At 55.8% G+C, this 25,830-nt stretch carries 18 protein-coding genes and 1 pseudogene; 11 read left to right on the top strand and 8 right to left on the bottom strand.

Annotation, left to right across the window (positions count from 1 at the left end):
* Window positions 1–7: 7 nt before the first annotated feature.
* On the bottom strand, window positions 8–304 hold the full coding sequence (locus D460_RS0122580) for a hypothetical protein (RefSeq protein WP_018900870.1): 297 nt from the start codon (window positions 302–304) through the stop codon (window positions 8–10).
* A gap of 305 nt (window positions 305–609) precedes the next feature.
* On the opposite strand from D460_RS0122580, the gene D460_RS0122575 reads away from it, so the two are divergent.
* The 3 genes from D460_RS0122575 (at window position 610) to D460_RS36485 (ending at window position 2,357) form a co-directional block, all read left to right on the top strand.
* Window positions 610–1,035, top strand: coding sequence for a hypothetical protein (locus tag D460_RS0122575; protein ID WP_018900869.1), 426 nt, complete (start codon window positions 610–612; stop codon window positions 1,033–1,035).
* A gap of 184 nt (window positions 1,036–1,219) precedes the next feature.
* Window positions 1,220–1,636: a hypothetical protein gene (locus D460_RS36085; RefSeq protein ID WP_155947829.1), complete on the top strand. Its 417-nt coding sequence runs from the start codon at window positions 1,220–1,222 to the stop codon at window positions 1,634–1,636.
* Window positions 1,637–1,838: 202 nt separating this feature from the next.
* The gene (locus D460_RS36485) at window positions 1,839–2,357 is read left to right on the top strand and encodes a hypothetical protein (RefSeq protein WP_018900868.1); all 519 of its coding nucleotides are present in this window, start codon (window positions 1,839–1,841) and stop codon (window positions 2,355–2,357) included.
* Window positions 2,358–2,822: 465 nt separating this feature from the next.
* Here the strand turns inward: D460_RS36485 and D460_RS0122560 are convergent, their stop codons facing one another.
* The 3 genes from D460_RS0122560 to D460_RS0122550 all read right to left on the bottom strand — a co-directional run bounded on the left by D460_RS0122560 (window position 2,823) and on the right by D460_RS0122550 (window position 12,370).
* The gene (locus D460_RS0122560) at window positions 2,823–3,005 is read right to left on the bottom strand and encodes a hypothetical protein (RefSeq protein ID WP_018900866.1); all 183 of its coding nucleotides are present in this window, start codon (window positions 3,003–3,005) and stop codon (window positions 2,823–2,825) included.
* 682 nt (window positions 3,006–3,687) lie between these two features.
* Window positions 3,688–8,967 carry a hypothetical protein gene (locus D460_RS0122555; protein ID WP_018900865.1) on the bottom strand — a complete coding sequence of 1,760 codons (5,280 nt, stop codon included), beginning with the start codon at window positions 8,965–8,967 and terminating at the stop codon, window positions 3,688–3,690.
* Between the two features lie 127 nt (window positions 8,968–9,094).
* Window positions 9,095–12,370, bottom strand: coding sequence for a TM0106 family RecB-like putative nuclease (locus tag D460_RS0122550; RefSeq protein WP_018900863.1), 3,276 nt, complete (start codon window positions 12,368–12,370; stop codon window positions 9,095–9,097).
* Window positions 12,371–12,900: 530 nt separating this feature from the next.
* On the opposite strand from D460_RS0122550, the gene D460_RS0122545 reads away from it, so the two are divergent.
* The 6 genes and pseudogenes from D460_RS0122545 (at window position 12,901) to D460_RS0122520 (ending at window position 18,335) form a co-directional block, all read left to right on the top strand.
* Window positions 12,901–13,884 (top strand): WYL domain-containing protein, encoded by a 984-nt coding sequence (locus D460_RS0122545; RefSeq protein ID WP_018900862.1) that lies wholly within the window; start codon window positions 12,901–12,903, stop codon window positions 13,882–13,884.
* Window positions 13,885–13,890: 6 nt separating this feature from the next.
* Window positions 13,891–14,382: pseudogene (locus tag D460_RS36480) on the top strand (IS3 family transposase); the annotation flags it as partial.
* Window positions 14,383–14,585: 203 nt separating this feature from the next.
* Entirely contained in the window at window positions 14,586–14,822 is a 237-nt protein-coding gene (locus D460_RS36075; RefSeq protein WP_155947827.1) for a hypothetical protein, read from the top strand.
* Window positions 14,823–15,886: 1,064 nt separating this feature from the next.
* Complete coding sequence (locus D460_RS0122530) at window positions 15,887–16,621, top strand: hypothetical protein (protein WP_018900859.1); 735 nt, start codon at window positions 15,887–15,889, stop codon at window positions 16,619–16,621.
* A gap of 12 nt (window positions 16,622–16,633) precedes the next feature.
* Window positions 16,634–17,296: a hypothetical protein gene (locus D460_RS0122525; RefSeq protein WP_018900858.1), complete on the top strand. Its 663-nt coding sequence runs from the start codon at window positions 16,634–16,636 to the stop codon at window positions 17,294–17,296.
* Window positions 17,297–17,339: 43 nt separating this feature from the next.
* Entirely contained in the window at window positions 17,340–18,335 is a 996-nt protein-coding gene (locus tag D460_RS0122520; RefSeq protein WP_018900857.1) for a hypothetical protein, read from the top strand.
* 157 nt (window positions 18,336–18,492) lie between these two features.
* Here D460_RS0122520 and D460_RS37175 read toward each other — a convergent pair whose 3' ends face one another.
* The 4 genes from D460_RS37175 to D460_RS36660 are packed head-to-tail and all read right to left on the bottom strand — an operon-like array spanning window position 18,493 to window position 22,444.
* Window positions 18,493–19,059, bottom strand: a complete 567-nt coding sequence (locus D460_RS37175; protein WP_348625647.1) for a HigA family addiction module antitoxin — start codon at window positions 19,057–19,059, stop codon at window positions 18,493–18,495.
* 51 nt (window positions 19,060–19,110) lie between these two features.
* Window positions 19,111–19,878 carry a metallophosphoesterase gene (locus tag D460_RS0122510; RefSeq protein WP_018900855.1) on the bottom strand — a complete coding sequence of 256 codons (768 nt, stop codon included), beginning with the start codon at window positions 19,876–19,878 and terminating at the stop codon, window positions 19,111–19,113.
* Window positions 19,875–21,794 carry an AAA family ATPase gene (locus tag D460_RS0122505; RefSeq protein WP_018900854.1) on the bottom strand — a complete coding sequence of 640 codons (1,920 nt, stop codon included), beginning with the start codon at window positions 21,792–21,794 and terminating at the stop codon, window positions 19,875–19,877. Before D460_RS0122505 ends, D460_RS0122510 begins: the two co-directional genes overlap by 4 nt.
* A gap of 35 nt (window positions 21,795–21,829) precedes the next feature.
* Window positions 21,830–22,444 (bottom strand): hypothetical protein, encoded by a 615-nt coding sequence (locus tag D460_RS36660; protein ID WP_026283417.1) that lies wholly within the window; start codon window positions 22,442–22,444, stop codon window positions 21,830–21,832.
* Window positions 22,445–22,688: 244 nt separating this feature from the next.
* Between D460_RS36660 and D460_RS33595 the strand changes: the two genes are divergently transcribed.
* Window positions 22,689–23,294: a PIN domain-containing protein gene (locus D460_RS33595; RefSeq protein WP_018900852.1), complete on the top strand. Its 606-nt coding sequence runs from the start codon at window positions 22,689–22,691 to the stop codon at window positions 23,292–23,294.
* 581 nt (window positions 23,295–23,875) lie between these two features.
* The gene (locus tag D460_RS0122485; RefSeq protein WP_081619954.1) at window positions 23,876–25,678 is read left to right on the top strand and encodes an IS200/IS605 family accessory protein TnpB-related protein; all 1,803 of its coding nucleotides are present in this window, start codon (window positions 23,876–23,878) and stop codon (window positions 25,676–25,678) included.
* Window positions 25,679–25,830: the final 152 nt, after the last annotated feature.

Genomic DNA, 25,830 nt, shown 5'->3' with positions numbered 1-25,830 from the left:
CGAGCAACTAAGGGAAAATCGGCTCTTCGCTCGTCGGTGGCTCGTTCACCCACTCACCATCGACGAACAACCGTGAGAAATCGGAAGCTGAAAGCATCTCCGCGCCCATCTCGCTATGGTCTTTCACATACTCAACAAGCTCCGCAGCGTCCAATGCCAGAAGTTCATCCAACGTTTGATGGAAATTGACGTATGTACATCCGAGGTCATCGTAGATGCGAGCGCCGAACGTCGTATTGATGACGTTGCCCGCCTCATCCAACGTTTCAAACCTTGTTCTCGATAGATATACCTCGTTTGACATGCCTGCTTCCAACTGGACCTACCACGTAATGCTTCTAGCGTGATGCATGCCGCCACCGGCTGCAATGTCAAATTTCAACGCATCGAAATAATTTCAGCACAGGGCTCAAAACGCGACCGGCCATATCGGGCCTCGAACTAGCTATGTGCCCAGTGAGAAACAACCTCGCGGTCTGCGACTGCCAGAAGAACCACAAGCTTCGCTACTAAACCCGCTTAGTGTTTCTGCTCAACCTTCCGAGAAGAGGATTGCGCCGGCCAATTCACAGATTCACACTTTGAAAACGTGAACGCAGGATAGGTCGAATGAACGAGAACCACATGCAGCGCTTGGATGGCAAATCTGCAGGCGGCATCCACAAGAAGGATCGGAAAAGTCACGCCAACCATGAGGTTGCGATGCGGCTCGTCAACTTGTCATGGACGATGCTTTCGGAAACCTCCGGTTATTCCGATTTAGAAATGCCGGAGCCGGAGGACGATACCCGACACGAGTACTTCTACACGTTGAGAGATGACTGTCTGGAAATGGCTGACGGAATATATTGGTCGGTATCCGAAGGCGTTCGTACCAAAGAGGATGGAGACCTCGAATTGTTCGAGGCAACAGGGGTCCTCGTCGACGATGCCTCAACCCGGATTCAGGCGCTTGCGTTGCTGACATTAGCAAAGCAGCTGTTTGAATACCCTTGGCAGCGATTGATCGACGGGCCGCCAGTCTATCGGGACTAGATGACTGCTTATCGATTTGTAGCGTGTTTTTGGCTAGAGCTCCCAGGCTATTATCTGCCGACAAAGGTCCAGCATTCACTGGTGAAAATTATCAGGCGCGGAAAATTTCGATTCGTTGTCGGTCGGCTATTGCAGAGTAATCAAGTCGCGGGGACAATAGAAATCAATCTGTGGGACGGGCAAAGTGGCCAAGCGAACAAAAATTACAAAATTCGGAAACATCAAAATCAAATTCTCCGGCGATCCGCCTGCGCCGCCAGCCCCGCCGAGCCATGAATCTGATGTCATCGTTGCGAAATTCGAGGCGAGCCTACAGCCGGAACGCGCTACCCGCATCGTTGCACTGATTGTCACTTCTTCTGAAATTGTCGCGCGCTACCGACGCACTGAATCACGTCTTGTCGGGACAATCGTAGATGCGACGCACCTCGGTGCCCGTGCAACGGCCAAGGACGTGTTGACGCTGCTTAGGTCGCCTCACAGCCGGTTGGGCCTTCGCCGCATTGTGGACGCAGAACGAGGGATGTCGGAATTCGAACCACTGGCCGAAGCCAAGATGTTGGCAGGTGGCATTTATTACCACTCGACTTGGGGTTCATGACGACCGGTGCATTTCACTTCGAAGTGGGAAGACCGGCGCAAGCAGCGAACGCGGTCTGAACGCGATCGGCCGCTTTAAAGCCTCCTAACCGCAAGCTCTGGTTTCCACATCTTGCCCGTCCATAGCCTCCAACGATTTGGCGACGCTGTTTCGGCAGCGTCTTCCAAAAGGCTGAAGAGCAAACCTTTCGCGAGAGAGCAGCATGTCGGACGCAATCAGATTCAATAGCCTTCGTCAGTACGTCGAGCTCGTCGCCGGCGCGCCTCGTCGATACGGCCCAGAGCAAGCTCTTCTCGCTTACGGTCGGGATTGGAAGCCAAGTGAGGCTTCCCCAGCTTGGCTAGTCATGGGGCCAAAGAGGAACTGCTTCGCAAACGCGCTAGCGTACGCGGTCGATAGAAGCGACGTATATTACGTCGAGGGCTATGCGTTAGACAGGCAGCTCGGGATCCCGATGGCGCATGCATGGCTGGTCAATGATCGCGGGAGCGTTATCGATCCGACGTGGGACGATCCGGGAGAAAACGATTATTTCGGAATTGCCTTCAACCGCGCGTTCGTTGTGAAATTCGCTGGCGTGACTGACGGGGAGCCTTTTTTGCATCCAGCGGTTATGCGCAGCAATTATGGTTCCAGCGAGGAAATTCGGGCGGGCATGGAAGACTCCTTTGGACCACTGGATTCGCAATGTCGTGTGGACGTGGCAATCGCGTCGACGTGACCAAGATCGGGCACGCTGGCACAAGAAAGATCCAGTCGAGGGTATGCGCCATGGCGTAAGCACTGAGATACGATCGCGTATCCAGCAGAGCTCGGGAGGCGCTCCCAACCCTCCGGAAGGTCGATGTCACGCTCGGTACTATCGCCCGTGCGTTTAGCGGCCCAGCTATCGCCGCGAAGTCAATTATCCTCTGCGGTGTCCGTCGGCTTTCGGTTGATCTTCAGCGGCTTTGCGTCTTGAGCCTTCATTACCACGATCCGCTTACCGAGAGGCTTGAAGTCGGTCCCAAGGCCACTCCCGAAGCTGGACTTCTCATTAGGCTCGCTGTTTTCGGGTACTTCACTCGTTCCCATTGAGTGCATCTCCTATCGAGATTGACACCCTACAGCGACCACCGGCTCGTGTCGAGCAACCAACGCAAAACCCGGCGCCGCGTCTTCCCACGTTCGTGCAGTAAGCGATCGGCTAAGTTCCAACTTGCTCGACGCGCGCAATGATTAGTTCAACAATATCCTTGCACTCTTCGATCGAGGGCCCTTTCTGCGGCCCAGTTCTCTCTTGTAACAGATTGTGCAAGCGTAGGGCGGCGTCCAACCGATCGCCGGCAGCGACCATTTTCTGTTGTTCTTCTGTGAAATCACTGATCATGGAAATTCTCCCGCTTCGCTATAACGCCGCGTGGCGACCCTTTCGTCAACGCCGACAGGAACGCTTTACACGTTAGGGTGCCGTATCCGGAAGGCGGAGGCACGACGCACACAAGAGATGCGAGCGACAATCCGTTCTGGCTCCGCGTGCTCGTTGTCTAAAGCGCCAACCACATCTAAATCGCCTAAAGGAAACACGTCGAAAGAACCGCCTAGAGGTGGGAGCATCAGTGACCTTGCCCTTTCAGCCGATCGCATTTTCGAACCGCCGCGGCTTTCGCCATGATGAAGGTATCGATCCGCGACGGACTACGATGCCGCATTGACCAATGAAAGGGTTAGCCGACTACGGCTATCCTTCGACAGGTGCTGCCGCACACCAAGACTGAATAACATCCCCGCCGATTTACGCGCGATCTTGTCCTCCGACGCATTCGGCTTCTGGCGCACATATGGGCCGCAGAGCCTCCGTCCGGGCTCGCCATTGGTTAGCGCGTTATCCTCATAGTTGCCACTGACCGGCTGCCGTGCCCCTGCTGGTGAGATGTTTCCGGTCGTCTTTGTCTCCGCAGCCGGAAGCAATGGAGATAAACACTTAGGCTGCGGTCTCTTCCAGTGGTTCTGCTTCCGGCATTACAAACAGTCTCGAGAATCTGCACCCGCGGAAAGTCGGGGAGACGCGCCTATCCGCTCGAGCTAGTGATGCCAAACTTCATTCGGGTAGACCCATTGCCTATAGGTCGAAACAGTTGCCGCCCTTTTTCGGAGAAGGGGTTCGGCAGCTCCATCACCCGCCACCTCGCTGGATCGAAGACAAAGGGTACATAAAGTATCCTGTACCTGCGACTGCGATCGGCTGCGCACTCTCCGGCAACTCGCATCTCGTTCTGGGTAAATTCAAATTCAAAGCTGTCGTCTAGACTCGACTTCACTTCGTAGCGCCAGTCGGCATCCGCCGTTTGAACCCGGAAGTCGTAGCCCCAGCTGTCCTTCCCTTCACCGTCTGTCAACAATGCCTCTCTATTGCGAGAAACCCATGAGCTATCGGAAAATCGCAAGGGATGCTTCTCGGCAAGATACCTGCTGGCGAGAAACTCGCTCAAGAAGCCCATGGCGTTCTTTTTGTCGTCAGAGATTCTTTCTACTCGTCCTCCACCCGCGCTCCCCGTACTGGATGAATTTGCTCCATGCTTGGCCGGCATTTGTCTGAGATTAAATTTTCGCATTGAGCGCACGAGCCAGGCTTTATCTTCCATCATCGACTCGGCAAGCTTCGTGATGCGACTTGCGAAGTCAGCGTCCGCTGTGTCGAAATCGGTTCCACCGATGGTCACCGTCCTCTTCGCTTTCGCATACTGTTCGCGCTGACGTTGCTGCTCCAACGCCGATGCGTCGATGTCCGCCGGTAAAATTTGCGTCTGCGCCAATACAAGATCTGTAGGCATTTCGGCTGGCCACATGTCTAGCTGCTGTAGGAGCGCGGCCTCCCCACCCGTCGCAATCCGGTCAAAGTCCAGTAGACCCTTGGAATCGATCCGCTTGAGTACGTCCATGCTGCCTATGGCCAACCCATCGGGCAACGCCTGTCGCTTTACGCACCAAGCACGCGCTATGGGAAGCGCCGTGTCGATGAACGCTTGCATCGTACGCCTGTTATGTTCGCGAATGCTCTTATATCCGCCAATTCGGACATCGACGTCCGGGCCGAGACGTTTGTCGATGGCAAGGTCGACATATGTCGCAACAGTTGTACGGTCGAGATCGTCCCTTTCCAAGACCCATGACTTATCGAATTCGATGAAGTCCAAAGACCGCAGTGTTACGTAATCCTGCAACGGCTTCTTTTGCCGAAACGTGCCGAGAAAATGCCGTCTTATCCTGTCCAACGCTTCGAAGCGGACGTCGTCCTTCCATAGATCGAAAAGGCGGCGTAGTTCTGGTTCGTTAGATAGGATGGGCTGTCCAAATTCTATAAGAGAGCGATTGAGGGCTTCGTGAGGAATATTAAGTACACGCCGGACCTCCATCAGATCAGCATTGTTGTACAAGGTGTCGAAGAACGAAGTCGGCGTTGAGGGAAGGCTTTCGGCATGGAGCTCAAGTGATTCGATCACTCCACCACGAGTTAGACGATCGCCTATCTGCCGGCCAAATTCACGAGCCGCGTCAATTCCGATGAAACATGTCAAAGTTGGGAGAAGGCGAACCGAAAGGAACTGCTGATCAGTTTGCAAAGCGTCCGTGTGCTCGCGGAGGAAGTCGAGTTTGCAACCCAACGCTCTAGCCAACGCCTCGTCGCTGGGTCGTCGGCGAGGATCAGATGTGGCTCCGCGTTGTGCCGCCAGGCGTAGCAGCAATGTCTCGAGCGAGCGCATTCGGCGATCGAGGAGAGTGGAAAGATAAGGAGCGGCATCACCCAGCATCGGCCAGTCAATTGGATCGCTTGATGCGATAACCAGCGTCGGAATATCTTGATCGTCGAACGCATAGAATGTCAGAGCGTCATCGGCTGCCTTTCCATCGACCGATAAGGAGATGTGACCACAACGACGCAGTCGTACGCGGCGAAGGCGCCTTTCGACGGCCGCGCTCGAGATCTGGCGTTCCAACTCTTTGCCCAACAGTTCATTGGCGAAAGCAACCGCTTCAGATAGCCACTCGAGCCCATCGCTCAAGAGTAGAGGGTCGTCGAGTGTTGGGGAAAAGGGTTGTCCATCTACAAGAACGAGGACCTGTCCGCCATCTGCGCGTTGAACATTGAAGAGACCGGTGGCCGACAGGGCTTCAACAACCGCATCGATGAGTTGCTCATCCCCGACATCGAGAATCGGCAAACCGGCTGCGGTCAAGGCACGAGCCTCGGGAGTCTGGGTGTCTGATGCGATGTACAGTGGCGGAGGGTTAGCTCGATCACCCAATACGACGGCGAACATACTGTCCTGCGACGCGATCGTTGGAGTCTCTCTGTCGAAGGATATGCGCTCCTCGATCATTTGCGCGAGTGCGCGCTGATTGGCTTTTCTGAAGTTGACGCGTTCACGCGGTTCAAGTCCTGGCAGTTCGGCGGCGAGACCAATCAACTTTCTAGGGGCGAGACTGGGAGCCGCCCAGTCGAGGAGTCCGAATTCCGGAGCAAGAAGGCGCTTAGCGAGGGCATCGTTCTCGTCGAGGACAGCAGCAAAGCGCTCGATTGGTCGGGGCATGAAACGTGGGACGCGCTGCCGCCGGTCGCTCGTGTACCATAGCTTGCTGAGAGCCGCGTACATTTCGTCCTCGCCCTCGGCAGGCATCCACTCAGCCCCCCGAATGAAGGCGCCGGCGGGGGAAACACAAGACCTTTCGTTCTGATTGACACTATCCCGCTCGTATCGACCGATTTTAAAAAATTGCCAACTGGCTTCGCTGTCTCGAAGTTTCCACAGAAGGAGCTCGGCAAGGCGCTCGCGAAGCTCGGAGGGTAAGCTTTGGTGTTCGATTTGCCCGGGTATCCTCCACAACATTCCCTTAGAAGAGTAATCCGTGTTGTGGTTCGAGATTTGGATATGGTCGTTAGCCGCGATCCATACGTCACCTCGGCCGAGCTTCGCATTTTTCTCGCGAAGAAAATCTCTCCACATCCAACCTGTGCGCCGTGACGGAAGGGCATCGCCGACCAACGGAAGCCCATCCCGGACACCAAGCGCCCGCAGAAACGTGGTCCATTCCAATCGGGCCTTGCTTAGGTTCAGCACCCATGACGGATCTTTCACCAGAAGCTGTCCTGCCGCCACTTTGCAGTCATTGGAAAAAGCCATTGCTTCAGCGAGGTATCTCTCGGTTTTCTTGCCGAGTTGCGTCCATTCCTCGGAGAAGTAGACCTCGGACGGCGCTTTCCATCCGCTGCGTGCTTCGACCAGAAGTCCGACTGTCGGGAGGACCTTATGGACCCGCGTGGGTTCGGCCTTCCAAACTTCGAATGCCCACCTTATCGCTGCACTCAACCGGGCTTGGGTGGGGTTTTTCGTAAGGAGGACACCAACGCCCTTCAATATCTCAACCGCATCGTAACGCCGGACAATGCCAGCTTTTGTGAAGCGGTCCAGCACGTCGGGCTTCAAACCGACATCTTCCTGCAAAATAGCAAACTGCTTCGCCAAATGCGCGGGAGGAAGCGGTGCCCGGTTCTTCTCCCTTTTCGAAGGACCTTCGGTCCGAACGAAGACGGGATCTTCATGGCTTTCAGCGGCAGGCTTATGTAGTTCGCCTGTTCGTCCTTTGAGAAAATGCCGTGCCTTGAGTGACGAGAGACCGTCAATGGTGCCGAACGCCTTCGAGACGTCACTGTAGAACGACGACCAGGTCTTCGGGGCCACGTTATCCTGTAACAACTTCTTTGCCAGCAATTCGGTCCAACCTGCCAAATGCTGCCCGGCGGGGACCGCGGGAACATTCGTTGACGCGATCAGATGCTCTAAACGACCAAGCCGTCCCGTTCCGAGATTGGGGTCCGCTATGTTTGCTACGCCGGCCTTAACAAGCTTCGACACGCGGAACTGGCGGTAATCCGTATCCCTCCATATCCACGCTGATTTGATCGATGACCACGAAACCTTGTTCGCGGACGGCACGACCTCGACGTCCGACCAATCCAAAGCCATCGTCTTCCAAGCGCCACTCAGTCTATCCTTGTCTCTTGGATCCCAGGCTGCGAAGTCGAACACCGTCGCTCGACCAAGCTCCTCAGCGCACTGCTTGACGTCCAGCGCCGCCTGTGCGGCCGTACGAGCAAGCACGTCCATCAGGAATGCATTCAATGGAAGAGCCAAATTTACCCGCCGCCGGTCAATGGTGGCATAAAAGGGGGCATCGATATGCCCGCGGATCGGTGATGCAACATCCTCCGACATCGGTAGAAAATTGTAGGTTCTGCCAACCTCGACCCCTTCTCCAAGACCGACAGCCACCGATACCTTGGCATCTCCTCTCCAGTTCAGCCACCTTCTAAGCTGCGGCTCGGCTGGAACACTTCTACTGACCGCGTCTCGCAGATCGTCGTGATCAACCAAACGGGTCGCGATCACATATCTGCGGCCGCTGGGCTCTATCGAAATGACTGCATAGCTGTTCGGCGATTCTGACTGGATCTGACGTTGCTCAACTGAGCGAGACATTTCCATGCGTCTGATGTCTTCGCCGACTTCGATCTCGATTACAACGCGTTCAAGTCGCTCAAGAAACAGCAAAAGAGGTGCGTCCGCGGTCTGAAGCTTCGCCAATTGTTCACGAGCGACCTTGACGGCTGCCGCTGTTTTGAGGGGCGCATGTACTACGGTGGCAAAACCCCGTTGAGCAAAGTAGCAGATATCTGCCGACTGGCCGGCTATCGGCACAGACGCGAGATAACGAGGCAACGTGGCAGCGACGTCGGAGGCGATCGATTCATCGTTTGAAACCGCAAGCGCAAGCTGCCGAACTTCATCGGCTCCTGCAAAACGAAAACAGAAACCATCGAACGTTTCCGCTGGGCGGGCGAGTTCTTGGCTGTATATCCGCACGTCATCGGTCAGTATCTCGATACTACGAAAGCCGAGACCTTTGTTCCCGATTCCCTCGCCCACAGATTTGCTGGAAACCGCTATGTTGCGGATTGCCTCGACGTTCTCCCAGTCGAAGCCCTGCCCCTTGTTGGCAACGTAAAGATCGGCGTCGTCATCTCCTCGTATGACCAGCTTGAGATATATCTCGCCATTATTTCCCTGACGATGAGCATCATGAGCGTTCTGAAAAAGCTCGAAGATAACCCGGTCACCATACTCACCGCCGATCACCTCGCTGAGGTTGCGCAGACTCTTGTAATTGCCGAGTTCGTCGCGTGTTATGTCCACAGCGTTTCGTATCTGCTTGTCGAGCTTTTCGCGTAGTTGGGACGCGCTTGTGCCATTGGCGGCACCGTGATCGGCCGTCTCCGATACTATATTGAGCATTACCGATCTCCGACGAAGCGTGCCTTCTGCACGGATTTAAGCTTTGTCGGCCCGGCCGACTTTCGAATGGCGAACTCCCTAAGCCCGCCGCAAAGTGCAACGTGCAGGCAAAGCCCTAACTTTGCCTTCATGCTTCGATCTCCTTGAGCGCGCACAACGTGTTTGCCAACCGCATCTGGTCAACGGTCTTGCACTTGGTCTCCCGCAAGCGCGGCTCAGCAAAGACCAAGGCCAGCGCTTTGGCCCTCGAAATGGCAACGTTTATGCGGTTGAGCGAGAACAGGAACTCCATTCCGCGTGCGGAGTCTTCGATTGACGACGCCGTCATCGAAACAATGCAGATAGTCGCCTCCTGGCCTTGAAACTTATCGACCGTACCGACACGGATGCCGGCTGGCAGCGCGTCGCGGAGAGCGTTGACTTGGGCGTTGTAAGGGGCGACGACGATGATATCGGTGTAATCGATATTCCTCGTCACACCGTTCTTATCTGTCAGCTTGCCTCCGACAAGTGTCTTCGCAGCCTTTGAGATTGCTGCGACCTCTTCAACAGAGACTTGCGTGTTTCCGTCATGTGACACTGGCAGCCAGAAAGCACCCGCTTCCGGGAAATCTGTTTCGAATACGCGCTGTTGCTTTGTGTCGGAGTGACTTTTCAGGCGTCCTTCGTAGACCTGCTCCGAAATGAAGCTGCACACGTCTGGGTGCATCCGCCGGGTCGTCGCCAAAAATATACCGCGATCTGGCGGCACCGTCGCGTGTCCAGCGAGCATCCATTCTAAGCACGACAGGTTCGCGGGTTCCGGATGCGCGCCTTGGATAACCTGTGGCAATTGTCTTGGATCGCCGACGAGGACGATGTTTCTGGCGGCTCGTCCCATGGCTGTCATGTTTGCCAGGCTGACCTGCCCCGCCTCGTCCACGAAGAGCCAATCAAACGCCTGGATGTTCGGGTCGCGGGAGAAGAAGAATGCTGTCCCGCCGACGATCTGGCCGCTTTCCTCGGCAACACTGTTGTCGGTCGTTCGCCGGACCCTAGCGAAATCAGGATATCCGTCGTCGTCGCCTGATAGTTTGTGCACTATGTCCAGCGGCAATGCGCTACCGCTTTCCTCACGCGCCTTGAGGCACCCGAGCAAGACGTTCCTGATTGCCTCATGACTATTGGAGGCAACTCCAACACGATATCCTGCCTCTACGAGCGACAGAATGGCTCTCGCAGTGACGTGGGTTTTCCCGGTGCCGGGAGGCCCTTGAATCGGAAGTACCGTTTCATCCATGCGGTGCACAGCCGCAATTGTCCCGGCTACAGAATCGCTTCCTTTTGAGATCTCTCCTGGTTTCCCCGCCAAGCGGGGCGGTGCTGCAGACAGAAGATCGTCAATGGCACGATATCGGCGAGTTTCACATTGATCACGGACAACATCTGCGATAGCCGCGGCAAGAACCCCGGTGTTCAGGGGGGTGTCCGGATGGAGAGTTAGATGCTTTCCGAGGATATCGGCTTTCTTGATGCCAACCTTCACCGTGACGGTGTTGTCGCCGCGATCTAGGTTCTCGATCGATACCGAGGCAAAGCCCTCCGGGGTCGGCACTGTCGCCCTACCTCCAGTGCGCAACTTTGTCTCTTGGGGTGGAAAACGGTATGTTCTGACCACCGATCGGTTGATCATCTCCAGCGACCCTTTGGCAACCAAACCGCCCAACGCGTCCAGATCGTCGATGAGCTCGTCATCTTCTTGGCTGAGACTGTCGAAAATTGCCCACCAAGCAGGCTTCGCCTCGCGTTTGTGGAAGCGGCCGAGATTAAAAAGCATTTCTTGACGTGTTTCCGGCAGCCGCGATGCAGAGAGCCGCGCTCGAAACTGTACGGTTTCCTCGTCCTCTTCGATCTCCTTGTCGGTCGCATCGACAGTGAACAATGGCCAATCGCCTTCGGGGCGGACAGAAACCAGCCAATCGCGCAGCATTTCCGTCGAGAGACAGTCGATCCGATTGTAGTCCTCGATCTCATCGAGAATGGTTTGCTCGCCGCTCTCCCTCCAAGCTTCATAGGCGACGACAGAGCCTCCGGCTGTTTTAACCTCCCCTTCCCGCTTGAGTCCGTAAAACGCCTCGAGAGACTTGATCGAATAGTTGGATTCGGAAGCCAATAGCCCGCTACGGACAACGGCGTAGAGATCAACGAAGCGTCGCTCTCTGAGCAGTCGATCAAGGAATGCCTCTCCAATTCCGTACTTGGCGGTCAGACGGCGGAGGGCCGTAATTTCGTAGGGGGCGTAGTGATAGATCCGAGCGTTTGGATACGCGTTGAGCCGAGCGCGGAAAAACTCGAATAGCTCGCTGAGGGCCGCAGCTTCGGCATCATGGTCATGCGCCCAGAATGAGCGAAAGCTACCATCAAACCATACGCCATGGAGGTACTCCAGGCCGCCTTCATAATAGGGGTCGCCTTCAATGTCGTAAAACAGGTCGCCCTGTTGCGGCTCCGGTAGGAGGTCAAACCCTTTGCCCGGAACTTTCGGACGCAATTCATAAGTTGGCTCGCCGGTCTTTCTAGCGTGTTGGAGACGGGCCTGTCCCTTTAATTTCTCAAAGGTGGCCGACGCCATTCCGCGGATCGGCCTGTCAAATGCGGCAAGCTGTGCCATCGTTACGACGCCTGCCGCCTCGAGCTTTTTCACTTGCCCCCGTGTGATGTTCGCAACGTTGAACAAGCTGTCCTCTGCAAGCCAGACAGACCCACAATGATCGGCCCAACGACAAAGTCCACATTCGGAAGACGGCGCCGGCTTTGTGGGGGTTGGATCAGCCACGAAGTTCTCGAGACGGGATCGCGCCATCCGGGCGTAGGCCGAGTAGTCACCAAGGCGAAGCGAAGCGCGTGTTCCATCACCCAGTTCAATGTGAGCGAAATCAGGGGCTACTCCCTGTACCTCCATCAGAAGGTCGGAGTACAAAACCAGTTGAAGCACATGCTTGGGATGCGGGCGGCGTTTGAGCTTGGTGTCGGCAACCTCGTAGCTGAAGTTTCCCAGCTTCGACGGACGACCTACTTTTTCAAGGAAATCCGACCAGCCACCCCAGTTTCCCGAGAGAAGCGGCCCCTGGAAGATCACCTCCGCTCCGGATGTCAGAGCTTCCCTGGTTGCCTTAACATTTGCAGCTAAGTCACCCCGCTTGATCTCGACGATTTCGCGGCCTGCCGATCCAAGCCGGGCGAGATGTGCGGCTTCGTGCATATCTCCCTGCTTCTGCAACAGGGCAGCGTCCTCAGTATCTTGACGCGGATCCGGCCCCTCCCCGCGAAGATGCATAAGATCGAGCGTCGTCGAGTGAGCGCAGCCCATGAAACGCATTAGGTCCGATGCCGAAAAGAGTAGGTTGCCATCTAAGTATCTCATGGAACGCCCCTTCGAATCTTCGCAACCGGCGAGGATGCATATCTATCGGTTGCAACGTGAGCAGTACAGGTGACAGAGGTTGGTCAGACAACGATAAAACTCGGCTAGAACCACGCTCGTGGCCGCATTGTCCGTGGAAGAGACGAGACGACGCGACCGTATACCGAGAAAATGCCCTTGCGGCGCAGGAGTCTTCGTTCACGTGCGAGGCGGTCGCGAACACGATCGGCAACAGCGAGACCTAAGCGTATCTCATATCCTGCTGGAAGGTGTTCGATAGGTGCGGAACTCCGCAGTTCCGAGCTTCTGACTACAATACCGGCACCCTTTGTTGGCGATGTTGTAGGTGCCGTGTCACTCTCACACCGCGTGAGGCGCTCGATTTTGATGATCTTGGCCATGGTAAAATCCCCTTGTGCTTCGACGCTAAGCGAACGCGGTGCCCGCAACTCGATTAGCTCTCGACTGAATGTGAACTGGGTTATAAGGTGCTTGGGTGACATTTCGTGTCACCCTCATCGGGAGCTGTGATGTCGTTATCCAAAGCCCAGGATTTGATCCGTCTTGCTCGGCTGGCGGCCGCACGACGCGCAGGCATCAGTCTTGAAGAAATCAGCGAGGAGTTCGACGTTTCGCACCGAACCGCCCAACGTATGACCGAGGCACTCGAGACTGTGTTCACCGGGGTCACATGGCAGGACGGAAATGATCGCCGTCGCCGATGGCGGGTTGCCGATCCGCTGCTTGATCGCTTGAAACCGCGGGAAGAGACCGCAATCGAGGCACTGGAGATCGCCGGACGCACTGCACAAAGCGAAGGACGGGTTCGCCATGCCAGAGCGCTTTCCGATCTGCGAGAAGGGTTGCTGTCCCGACTTGCGCCGAGGGATGCGCTGCGAACGGAAGCAGATGCCGAGGCGGTGCTTACGGCCATGGGTTCCGTGACGAAGCCGGGACCGCGGGTAAACTTGAAGCCAACGGTTCTCGACGCAATTATCGAAGCGCTCCGAGGACCGTTCCGATTGCGTTTACAATATGGCGACCCGGATGCTCCTCTGCGGATCATCGAGCCACATGGATTGCTCCTCGGTCACCGCAGCTACCTGGTGGCAAGGCAACCATCTCGTGGAGAAACGATACTCAACTTCCGAACTGATCGGATTCGATCGGCAGAAGCCTTGGATGAGAGCTTTGCAATGGCAGACGGGTTCTCACTTCAGGAATACGCCGCCCAATCATTTGGGGTCTACCAGGACCCTGCGCAGTACGGCGAGGTAATTTGGCGGTTTGCACCGGAGGCTGCCTCGCGTGCCGCAGAGTTCCAATTTCACCCGACGCAGGTTCTAGAGCCAATGGATGACGGAAGTCTGATCGTCCGCTTCCATGCGGCAGGCTGGCTGGAGATGACATGGCACCTCTACCAATGGGGAGACAAGGTAGAAGTTATCGCGCCTGAAGGGCTACGGTCGATGGTGCACGCTCATCGAAGGCCGGATTTCGGAGCCTTGCCGTGATATCGGCGAGAATGCTCCGGCGGTTTCGAAATCGGCTGCCATAAACAAGGAAAAGGTCAGCGTCGTCTTTGCGCTTGAATGGGGGTCCGCGACGCGTTGCCCATGTCGCCACCCCTGAAGGCATAAAGAGCGAATATGTTCAGGACCTTATTGTAACGGCCGTCGAAAACCGCCTCGGCCGCATCAATATCCTTTATAAGCGCATCGAATGGCTGACTGACACTGGATCAAACTTTATTGCGTCAAACGAAATCGCTGACGCTCGATATTGGGATGGAACCTCGCACGACGCCGGTCCGCAGCCCACAGTCCAACGGATTGGCCGATTCCTTGGTAAAGACGTTCATCAAACGCGATTGCCTCTCGGTCAATGCCATCCCGGACGCCAAAACCATCATAGCTTGACTGTCACTGCGGTTCCAGCATCACAACAGGCTTCACCTGCCCAGAGCCTTGGGATATCAATTTCCCCTCGAGTACTGGAACCGTCAAACAGAAATCTGGTCCTGTCTGGTCGTGATGGGGCACGACTTCGAGCGTGAAGTCACTTGTGACTTGCGGGCACTGCCTCCAAACTCATCATAGGTCGAGCCGCAGGGCTCGAAACAGAATATCGTGATGCGCAGTGAATCAAGTGGAAGCGCCTCACTCGGACGGTTACATTACCTGTTGCGGATCATTTTGTAAGAAGGGAGCCATTCATGGCACGAGAAGGATTCATAGATGGTACTGAGGCTATGCTCGCGGATCTCGATCAGATTGATCGTGAGAACGCTGGTGAGCTCACCGTTGTCCTTCGTCATGACATCGCGAGGCTTCTAAGGAGGGGCACTCCGGAAAATGTAGTGGCTGAGCTTCTGGTCATTGATGTAAATTTGGTTCGCGAGGTGGCGAGAGATCAAAACACCCATCAATCTGACGCCTCCATTCGCATGTAGTGTCTAGCTCGATCATGCTGCTCGTTATATAGCTCATGATCAAGGAAGCTAATGGACCCTTCCCAGCCTGCTCCGCTTTCCCCTAGCAAAGATCTGCCCAGGCTAACGCGTCTCGCGGCATCGAATTTCGAGGGTACAGGCGTGCGCAACGATGCCAACTCCCAGATCGCCTCTGGTTCGTTCGACTCCAAAGGAACCTCGGCTTCTTGCCTTACCAAAGCTGAGATTGACGTGATTTCCTCAAGCCGTTTGCGAATATCGGGCTTACAACGCCTCCAGCTATCCTCGAAAGGCAGAAACCCTGCGCGCGCCCAGTAATAGCTTCCTCCGGCAACTGCTTTGATGGTCAAACGAGATAGACTGTTACGATGGGCGAGAATATAGCAGTTTCGCGCGAACGTCGCCCCTCGTCCGTTATCTCTCATAGATGGGCGGATATCCAAAAAACATTGATGTAAGCTCCCACCATTGTCAAAATTCAGTTCGCGCTCCATTCGGTACACCTCGCCTTCGGCGTCGAAACCGTGAACCTCGAAGCGCGCAAGTCGTGGCTGGTTCGCAAAACCTGTGAGCTGAAACTTAGTTTGAAACTCAATCCCAGCGACTAATTGTCGGCAGATATCTGCGGGTGACACTTGATGCCCACCAAAGCGTAGTTTCCACCATCTTAGCCCATCGGCGTTTACGGGTACGACAATCGAGATTCCCTGAGAAAATGTCCAGTAATTCACCGTTCCAACCCAGTTTCTGCATGTTCGATCTGCCACGAGGCCTGATTTACCGTTCAGAGATTAGCGGGAGGTAACTACACCTCTTTCTTTTGGCCCGTCCTAGTAGGATTTCAGTCTGGTAGTGCGGATTATCTTTAAGCGCCTCTTCTCGGGTATAAGCCCTCCTCCCAACGCTACCTTTTGGAGTGCTGTCCTTGCCTGAGGAAAGGGAAGTCGGCGCGCTTCTAGGTCAACTTTCGTCAGCAGATTCAACTGATGTGCACCTTATATTGTCGCAACCAGCGCTTGCTTATTTGTGGTGATCCCCCCACTCTACTCCTTCAAGGAGATTCGATGTTACAGGCGATCGTCAGCAGCAAAGCCGGGCGGCTTCCGGTTGGAGTTGGAGAGGAAAGCGTCAGTTGGCGGCGTGCTTTCCAAATTTCCGAGGACCTTCTCACAGCCGCCGTGTTCGGCCGTCTCGCCTATCTCGAGGACGGAGTTCTTTGGCGCATTATGCGCCGAACGTTCGGACCTCCTTTGCCCGATCTTGCAGTCGCCGAGCTCGAGGATATCATCTTCTGGCCCCGCTGGACGGACGCCCTCGAGGCTGATCGGGAGGTTGAGCCCGATGTATTCCTTGATTTTAAGCTTGGCGATCCGCCAACTTCTGTCCGTCTCATTGTCGAAGCCAAGCTCGGAAAGCACCCTATGCAGGAAGCGCGACAATGGGCGCGGGAATGGGTCGCATACAAAAAGGCAAACGACGACGATGAACATGCGGTATTTCTATGCGCCATTGGGGGCCTTGGAAAGAACGTAGGCGTTACTGTCGAAGGAATTGCCGCTGAGCTCGCCGCTCAAGGGCACGACATCAAAGTCGCCGCGGCAGGATGGGATCGCCTCCTTGATGCACTGGAAGCGGAGCGTGACAAGCCCATGAGCCGGTCAACGGCGAGGATCATCGATGATATGGTCACCGCGCTCGGTCTCGCTGACTATCAGCACTTGAGGCTTCTTGGCGACCTTCGTCCACGTTCCGGAACCTGGAGTGCGGCTGCAAATGCCACTCTCAGAAACTTTGGCTAAAAGGGAATTTCTATGTCGGTCGACAATCGATCCCTCTCCGCGGCGCTGATTGACGTCCGCCACGCATACCGGTTGCTCGCGGATTATCAGAGGCGATGCCTCGATATGCTCACGCTTATCGGCCAGCAATTTCCTGAGACACAGTTCTATAACTGGAAGACGACCAATGGCGTCGCTCCTACTCCACCGGCTCGTGTCGATCCTCGAACCTTCTGGGGATGGAATTTTCTACCCCTGTATCAGCCGTCAATACTGTTTGTGCCTCAAGTTGGCGGCCGCTCTCATCCGGGTGTCGGAGATTGGTTGCTCGAAGTCCGGATCGTCACAGACACAGAATTTGAGCTAGGTAGCGGATCGCTCGAGCCAGAAGCTTCAGGCTTCAAACCCGCCGAAGAGGCCAAAAGCTGGCTTTCGATAATAATATTCAAATGCGTCGAAGAAGTCCCCGAAGGACACAATTGGTTTCACCAGGTTTGGGGGAACGCGCCTTGGCCGGAAGATACAGAGGCAGCCGATGAACAGGGCTTGATCAGCGTCGAAAGCGGACCACTGTCCATCTGCCAGCTTGATGTAGCATTGGAAGACATGGCGTCGAAGGAAGCCGTAAAAGCATTCTGCGACCGCGCTAAACGGCTTATGTCACAGAAGCTGAAAATAGAATTCGTCGCTCCCTAAAGCATACCAACCTTGAGACTTTCGACCAGCGAACGGAACAAGCATGCAGGAAATGACAGCAGTTGAGACTTCGGCGGCGGTTGCCGATGCAGTTGAAAATTGGATAGACGCATTCAGAACCCACGGGAAAACACTTCAACTGGGAAGATCCGTCATTTGGTCTGAGGACGCAGGCGTTTGGATCCGGTCGCGGCCGGAGCCAGAGAAAGACGGATACTGGAACGGATTAGGTGTCGAGCTCACCAGGGAAGCGATCGAGAACGAGATCGTGCAGGTCAATCCGCCTCGCACCGGGAGCCCTCCCGGCAACAACCAAGGTGTGATCGCCAAGGATTCCGCCGGCGTGATGTGGATTATGCACCGCGGCCGGATGAACGTCGCCGGGAAGAAAGTCGAATTGAAGGATTACGTTGAGGTCGCGTCGTCTTTCAGCATAGCCCCTACAGTCGTACGATACGACAACAACTCCTCTGAGACATGTTTCCCGGTGGCACCAATAGGCAGCACCTGGCAAACGGTCGCTTCGACACGAAAGTTTGTCGATCTTTGCCGGTATCTAAGAGTGGGGGCATTTGAGGGTGGCGAAGTCGCTTCACTTCAGCGAAGTGCCATGGGATTCGAGGAGCCCTCTGGAACCTACACTATCCCCCCACGCGATTCCGTCGAAGCGCACCGGCTTCACCATGACATTTGGCAGGCTCTCAAGGCAGAATTGAAACGTCACAGTATACCGCATACGAACGAGAAAATCGGATTGCTCGGACCTGACCTTTATACGGTGGACGATCGCGAACCGATGCTGTTCGAGATCAAAACGGGCAACGATGCTTCGAGCATCTTGATGGCGGTTGGCCAATTGTTTGTCTACGAGAAGCTTCTAGTTCGCGCATGCAGAAAGATAATGGTTCTGCCCGAAGGAATACGCTCGTCAAATAGCGATCTGATAGGATCGCTTGGGATTGAAATCATTGAATTTCGCCGAAAACCGCCATCGATCACAATTGACTGGCCGATTGGTTTCTTTGTATCGCGCCGCTGATCGCACATTCGGCTGCCTCGCAGATGTATCGCTGATGACAACGTTCGTCGCACATTGCCACTCTCGCAAGTATTGTGAACATGGATATGTTGCGAGGCAGCGCGCGAGCCAGGCAATTATATGACCGCCACCCAGCCAGCGCGCCCGTTAAGGTATGCTAAGCGCCATGTAGGGTCGGAATGCCCGAGACATCAGTGTCACGAACGGCATGCCACACATCATATGCCCCTTTCATCCCAATCCACATCAACGGACCGTTGCCGAACATCTTGCCGAACCGGACAGCTACAGCAGCGCTAACCGGACTCTCCTCCCTTAGGATTTCATCAAGGTGCTGCTGGGAGATGCCCAGCAAGTTAGCGATCTCCGCCGTCGGCTTTCCAATCGCGGGAAGCACGTCGTCGCGGAGCAGCGCTCCCGGATGAATTGGACATCTGTTCGGATCACCCTGTGCTGCGGATGATGCCAGCTGCCGCTTCCGTCCAACGATCGCCGTAACCCGCCTTTCCATCTCTTCAGCGGAAATCGTCGGCCCCTCCAACCGGCTCTCAATCGTGGCTCGCAGCGTTTCCATTGCTGCACTCTCCGCGTCGATCCTCTCATGCAGGAGCTCTAATCCCGCGTGCAAGACATCCTCCACGCTTGAGTACCTCCCGCTATCGACGACAGTACGCGCGAGCGCCTGCTGCTCTTCAGGCAGCCATGCCAACGAATCGACAGTCACAGGTACCTCCATCTGCGGGCCGTTCAGTTAAAGAACGCACCCGCGCCCCAGTCAGATTTCAACAACCAAATCCGGATCGAACCCCGTTGCCTCTCCTGGATAACCACGTGGATTACAGACGATCCTCGTGAAGCCGAGCGTATAGTCGAAACGCTGATGCACATGCCCATGGATCCAGAGGTCTGGCTCGGCGTCCCTGACAAAGGCATCGAGATCAGAAGCATAGCACGGTGCCAACGGATCATCCCGAAAGTATCGCGAAATGGATCGGGCCGACGGTGCATGATGCGTGACAACGACTTTCTTTCGGACGTCAGTGCGCGCGAGGCTTTCTGACAAGAACTTGATTGAAGCGTCATGCCTTCGGAAAGAATGGATGGGCTTGAACTTCTTGAACGGCTTCTTGGAAAGGTTTATCCGCTTGTAGTCGTTCATGCCCTTCTCGGCCGCCCACATGGCGACCTCCGGATTGCGACCGAACAATCGAAAGTCAGTCCAAAGGGTCGCGCCGGTGAAAAGCACGTCGTCGATAACGACATTACGGTCGTCGAGGAAGTGGATATTGGGATAGCGGTCACGCACTCCATTGGCATCGGCGATGCTGCCCACGAGGAAACTACGGTAAAACTCGTGGTTCCCGGCAACGAAAATAACCGGGATCTCCGGGCCCGCGAACGCGGAAAGCCATTCGATACTGGGGACCACGCCCTTATCGAGCACGTCGCCTGCGCATACGATGGCATCGATGTCGCTTGGCGGTGCAACGGTGAAAGGTTTGCCAAACTCGATGTGAACGTCGGAAAACACCCAGATTTTCATCGATCGGCTCCCATCCGCGCGTCTGCGCCATCGCGTAATGTTCGGAGGACATCCTCGGCAGTAAGCTCGAAGGACTTCGCAAGTCTTTCGGACAAGATTTGCACTTCTGTCCGCTTTGATGTCAGGATTTGCATCACCCTGCTGTGCTGCGCATCAAGGCGCTGACGAACGGCTTCACGGAGCGCCGGGTCACCTTGTCTCAAGTTCTCCATCGGCCGCGGACCGATACCGCTGTCAGTGATGAGGCTGTCACCAAACGCAAAGCATCGCTCCATGGTCGTCGCAAGATCGGTTGCCCGGTTAAGGTCGGACGTCACGCTGCCCCCCGACGCCATCGAGTGTTCGCCAAAGAAAATGCGTTCCGCAGCCATTCCACTCAAAAGGATGGCAATCGTATCCGTCAGGTAAGCTGCGGAAGTCATGAGCGGCGGCTTTTCGTTGAAATGCGTCGTACCGATCTGGTTCCAACCGACTTTGGACGGCCGCCACCGATTGATCTTGACGTTCACCAGCTGTCCGGGACGCAAGATCGCTCCTACAACTGCATGCCCGATCTCGTGGACGGCCAGACGGAATCCTTCCTCCTCGCTATAGGCAAACAGCGGCGGCATCGCCATGAGCAGATCGTCGTCCGTCACCGTCTTCCGCCCCGAACGCCGAGCGACGCGCCTGGCATCTCTAGCTAGCTTCTCGATATCCGCACCCGACCAATCGTCCGACTGGACTACGAATGGCTCAAAGTCGTTGATTGCCAGTTCTGGGAGATAGCGCCGCAGTATCGCTTGGCGCTCTTCGGCATCTGGTCGCTCGATCTGAACGACAAGTTCAAACCTACCAGGCCGCAGTAGCGCGGAGTCAATCGCGCTGACGTCGTTGGTCGCACCAACCACTATGACGCCTTCTCGTCCTTCCGACGGGTCCAAGCATTCCAGCAGAGCGTTGATCACTTGCCGCTTGTAATCGTGGTATTCGCTGGCTTTGTAGGCCTGTCGGTCACCGACGCTGTCAAGTTCGTCTATCGACAGGATTGATGGCCTGGCATCAGCGGCTTCTTTGAACGTCGCGCGCATGTCCTTGAGCATGTCGCCAAGATGCCCCTTCGACTGCCATACTGCAGCGGACGTTGCGATCAAAGGAATGCCGCACGTGTTCGCGAGCGCCTTGGGGAATGTCGTTTTCCCGGTTCCGGGCGGTCCGACAAGAACGATGCCTTTGTCGATGTCAGCCCATTCGAGTTCCCCTGCCATCCAGGCGTTGATGTCAACGGCAACCTGGAGGCCCCAGGTTTTCGCCTCTCCGAAGCCGACGAGGTCCTCGAGTCTCGGAGACGATGGGTTGGCTGGCACCCCGCTAGGCTGGGTAGCGTCCGGGATGACCGCCTTCAGGCGCTGAACTAGATTTGCGATAGATCGGTGCGGCCGCAGAGCCAGCCGGATATCGGACAGACGAGAGGCGGCCAGGAACACGGCATCGTTATGCGACATTGCTCTGCCCAGTAGTTTTGCCGTAGCCTTGAAGTGGCTTATATCCGGCAGCTCCATGTCGATCCGGTGATCGATCAGAAGGGCCAAATCGCTCGCGATTTCCATATCGTCTGTGTAGAAAATTACGACGCGTCGCAATTCATTGAATTTGCGCGCGAGGTCCCAAGTATGCGCTTTGATGGACTTGACGTTGGTCACCAATACGACAGGAGCCCCATTGTCGTCCGTCTCGCACTCGGGATCCAGAAGCCTGCGGGCTGCCAACTCATACACATAGATGTCGCCATCATCGGGTAAACGGAGGGCGAGCACATAGTGTGTAGTTTTGAGGAAGGGCCGGATCGTCCGGCAAAAAGCCATTTCCGCGACAAATGAGACGAAGTCAGCCGGTGGCCTTGCCTTCTTGTTCCAGTATGAATCGGAGTAGTTCATGGTGAGCCTCGTTGATTGGAGTGACGGCAGTAGGCTCAGCCACTAATTCGTCTCACCATCGTCTCAGGTCCGATCAGCTCGTCATCGAGTTCCACCTCGAGGTAGCCCTGGAGGATAAGGGAAGCTATTGCGGCCACCGGCTGTGTTTCGCGAACTGCACGGAGGCAGTCGGCGAAGGACAGGGGCCCATGTTCACCAATGTGTGCCAGCAGGCGAACCCGATCACCGAGCGGAACAACATACCCCGCGTATCGGAGCAGGTCCTTCGCATTGGCAAGCCGGAAGCCGTCGTAGATTTCCGCACTGCCGACCAAACGGTATCGGCATGACAGATTGGAGGCCGCAGCCGCCAGCGCGTTTTGGTCCGGAAGATTCTTGCGATCGAAAATGTCCAGGAGCCAAAGGCAGCCGTCGGCATCTTCCATCTGGAGGTCTGGAACGTGCTTTGCTCGGCCGACCTTTAGCACCGTGGCACCACATGCCCACGAGCGCGCACCTGGATTGAGATCAAGTACACTCCCCATATCACGGACTGCATTTGACCGAAAAATCGGTCGGGCTGGACCTTTCAGCGGCGGTCTGTAGGCGACTTCAACTGGGGAAACGGTAACCGGATTCCGGTTTTGCTGCATGCGATCCTGAGATGCCATGCTTGACCTCTAACTCATACGAACTGGAAACAATCGAACTGAACACCATTCCGCCCGCGCGGTTGCGTTCAAATAATTCGGATCAGTCGTTTCGCAGCTATATGGGTCATGGCGAGAACATAAGATGAACATCGGCAAGCTGTCAACTAATTTTCTTATTTAGGGTACGCTAAAGTTCCTTTTTACACGTTGTTAACCCTGACGCGCGACCGTGGTTCATCTTGATATGACGCGGACCGGAGGCATGACCGACGACATCTACCTGCTGGACACGAATGTGATCAGCAATAGCAGCAAGCAGTCTCCCCTGCCCGCGGTTAAGCGGTGGCTGGAAAATCAAACGCGTCTCGCAATACCATTTCCAGTGATTTTGGAGGTCGAGACAGGGATCGCGGATTTGCGACCGGTAGATCCTATCCGCGCCCGGAAGCTGACTGAATGGATCGATGGTCTGCTCAAGACGAAGTTCTACTATCCGCCCTCATCGCCGGAGGTCGCACGGGTACTCGCGAAGCTGTACTGCTGCCGGCCTCTCGCAAGGCTTTGGCAGCCTCAAGAAGACAAAAAGCCGGGACAGGATTTGTTCATCGCGGCAGTGTCGATCGTTTACGATATGCCAATCGCCACGATGAACACCGGTGACTTCGAACAAATCAACAAACATCGTTCGCTACCGGGAGTGTTCAATCCTAATCGTGGGATATGGACAGTTCCGAGGTTGAGGAGGACTTTACAGGGTGATCCGCCTGCCGAGATCAGCTCGAGAGACGATCATTCAAGATCGGCCGTCAGCCAAGATCAAGAGCAACCAAATGATTGGGGAGCGCTCGGGTTATTGACCGGCTGGTAGCCACCTGTTTGCACAGAACGCAAATTGAGACCCGTGTTCAAACTGGGAGGTGGCGTCGTCTGACACAGACAGTATTGCCTTAGCCTCCATCGGGGCCGCCACGGGCTAAATAGTGACCGGCGGTTTCCGTTTCTTCATCGGCAATAAACCTGACCTCAAACCTTCCTCCCGCGTCTCGAACGATCTGCATCTGGCCCGCTTTGGCGTCATCGAAAACTTCGCGTATGCGCTCTTCCGCATTGACCCGCGACCACTCTTGTTGGCCCCTCATCCGAGCAAACTCCCAAGCTAGACTCACACTATAGCCTGCCGCAGCGATCGTGAAAAGGATGACCCCGAGGAATAGAGGACGCCAGCCCCAAAGTAGAAATGGGTATTCGTCACGAATGGTTGACAGCGTAGAAAACCCACCGGGAAGATTTCCCTAGCGCACGGAGTTGCCGCCGGCAGAGTTTCGCTTGAGCATCGTGATGTAGGCATCACGAAATAGCGGGCATCTCTTGATCAGGACATTCGAAACGAGGGTGAGTAGAGGCGTTGACGCGCGCCCTCATGCTGTTCTCACGGAATATGCCGCGCTGATGAGTAGAGCCGAGCGCCTCTTGTTGGCCCAGCTCAAGGCAGGCAGAACCTGGACCGGCGATCTCAAGGTCTCGTTCTACAAGCCGCTCGGTCTATCGGCGACCCATCTCGACATGGCCTACCGCCAGCTGATGGCAAAGCTGTCGTCAGTCGCGGAACTGGCGAAAGACAATCTGAAAGATGCCGTCGCCAAGATTGCTAGCAAAAAGGTTGATATCAAACGCAAGGAAAAGGCGCGGGAAAAGGCCAGAAAGAACCTGATCAAGCTCAATGGCGAGCTACGCTCGCTTATGGAAAAGGCCACGGAGCGACGTAAGCTGCTGATCAACGCGAGCGCCCGTTATCGCGACGACTGTCTGTTTGCATTGAAGGTGCGTCTGGAAGAGCTGCATGCCAAGCGAGCGGCTGTCGCCACCGCGCGGACCGAGATTAGGGACCTGTCTTTCGCCCTACATCAGCACAAGCGGCGTCTCGCGATCCTGGAACGCCGGGCAGAACGGACCAAGAAGCACATCGACGATCCGACGCTCTGTTTCGGATCGAAAAAGCTGTTCCGGGCGCAGTTCAACCTGACGGGGAACGGCTACGATAGCCATGCCGCCTGGCTTGGAGATTGGCGTAGCCACCGCAGTGCCCAGTTCACGCTCGATGGCAACAGCAGCAAGGAAGGCGGCAATCAGTTCGCAAGGTTGCGAAAGCGCGCTGATGGACGATACGATCTGGAGCTGAGGTTGCCAACGGCTTTGGCTCATCTGGCGACACGGATCGAAAAGCACGCCGGAAGCCTTATTCCATGTGTTGATCTGCGAGGTCTCTCCTTTAATCACGGTAATGACGTCATTGACGATGCCATTGTTCGCGGCCAGCCGGTGACCGTCAAGTTCCTGCGGGACGACAAGAGCTGGAAGGTTCTGGTCTCCGTAGACCATAAGCAGGCCTCGAAGACGCCGGACTTCGCTGGCGGAGCGCTTGGCGTCGATCTCAATGCCGGACATGTCTCGGCGGCACTCGTCGACGCATCAGGCAACCCGATCGCGGTCTACAATTTCCCCTGCGTCACCTACGGTAAGTCGTCTGCCAAGGCGCAGGACGCAATCCGGAAAGTGGCGGCGGAGATCGCCGTTCTCGCGAAGCAGTTCGATGTGCCAGTCGTCGCCGAATTCCTGGACTTCAGCGAAAAGAAGAGAGCGCTCAAAGACGCGAAGAACGCTCGTTACGCCCGGATGCTGTCGTCTTTCGCCTACAGCGCTTTCGGCACCGCGCTGTCGTCCGCATGCCTACGCCAGGGCGTGGCCCTTCGCCGCGTCAATCCTGCGTACACATCGATCATCGGTCGCGTGAAGTTCGCTCGCCGCTACGGCTTGAGCGTCCACGAGGCCGCATCAGCTACCATTGCCCGCCGGGCAATGGGTTATTCCGAGAAGCTGCCCCGTTCCTCGACGGGTACCGTCAAGGTGCCGACGAACGGCTCGGACCATGTCACCCTCGACCTACCCGTGAGGAAAGACGCCTCGGAGCAAGCTCCGAAGTCGAGGCATGTATGGTCCGAGTGGAACAGGCTGAACAAGGAGTATCATCAGAAGGCGCTTGCAGCGCTGGGGTCGTCGCGGCGAAAGCTGCGACCCAAAAGAGGAAGCCCGCAAACGACAGGCAGGTCCACACTGCCTGGAGGTAGCGGTCGGAACCTTGTGGGCGGAGCGGAGAACCGTTCCATGGTCTCACGGAATACGCGGGATGTTCCCGCCGACAGCCGCTTCAGTCACGCCGCCAGGGGTGGCGGCGTGCCAGGAATTAATTCCTGAACTGAAGTTCGGCACGCGGTTGGAAGTCAGCTTTCAACCATTTGTGACGAATACCCGACAGCGTTCTAAGACAAAAACGCCGAAAAGAACAAAATGTGAACATTTTCCGTTTCTGCCACTTGCCTTCCCCGGAAACTCCACCCACGTGTACA

The sequence above is a fragment of the Rhizobium sp. 2MFCol3.1 genome, from assembly GCF_000377565.1.
Classification (GTDB): domain Bacteria; phylum Pseudomonadota; class Alphaproteobacteria; order Rhizobiales; family Rhizobiaceae; genus Rhizobium.
Note: the sequence above shows the minus strand (reverse complement) of the source record. Positions and strands in the feature narration are given on the sequence as shown.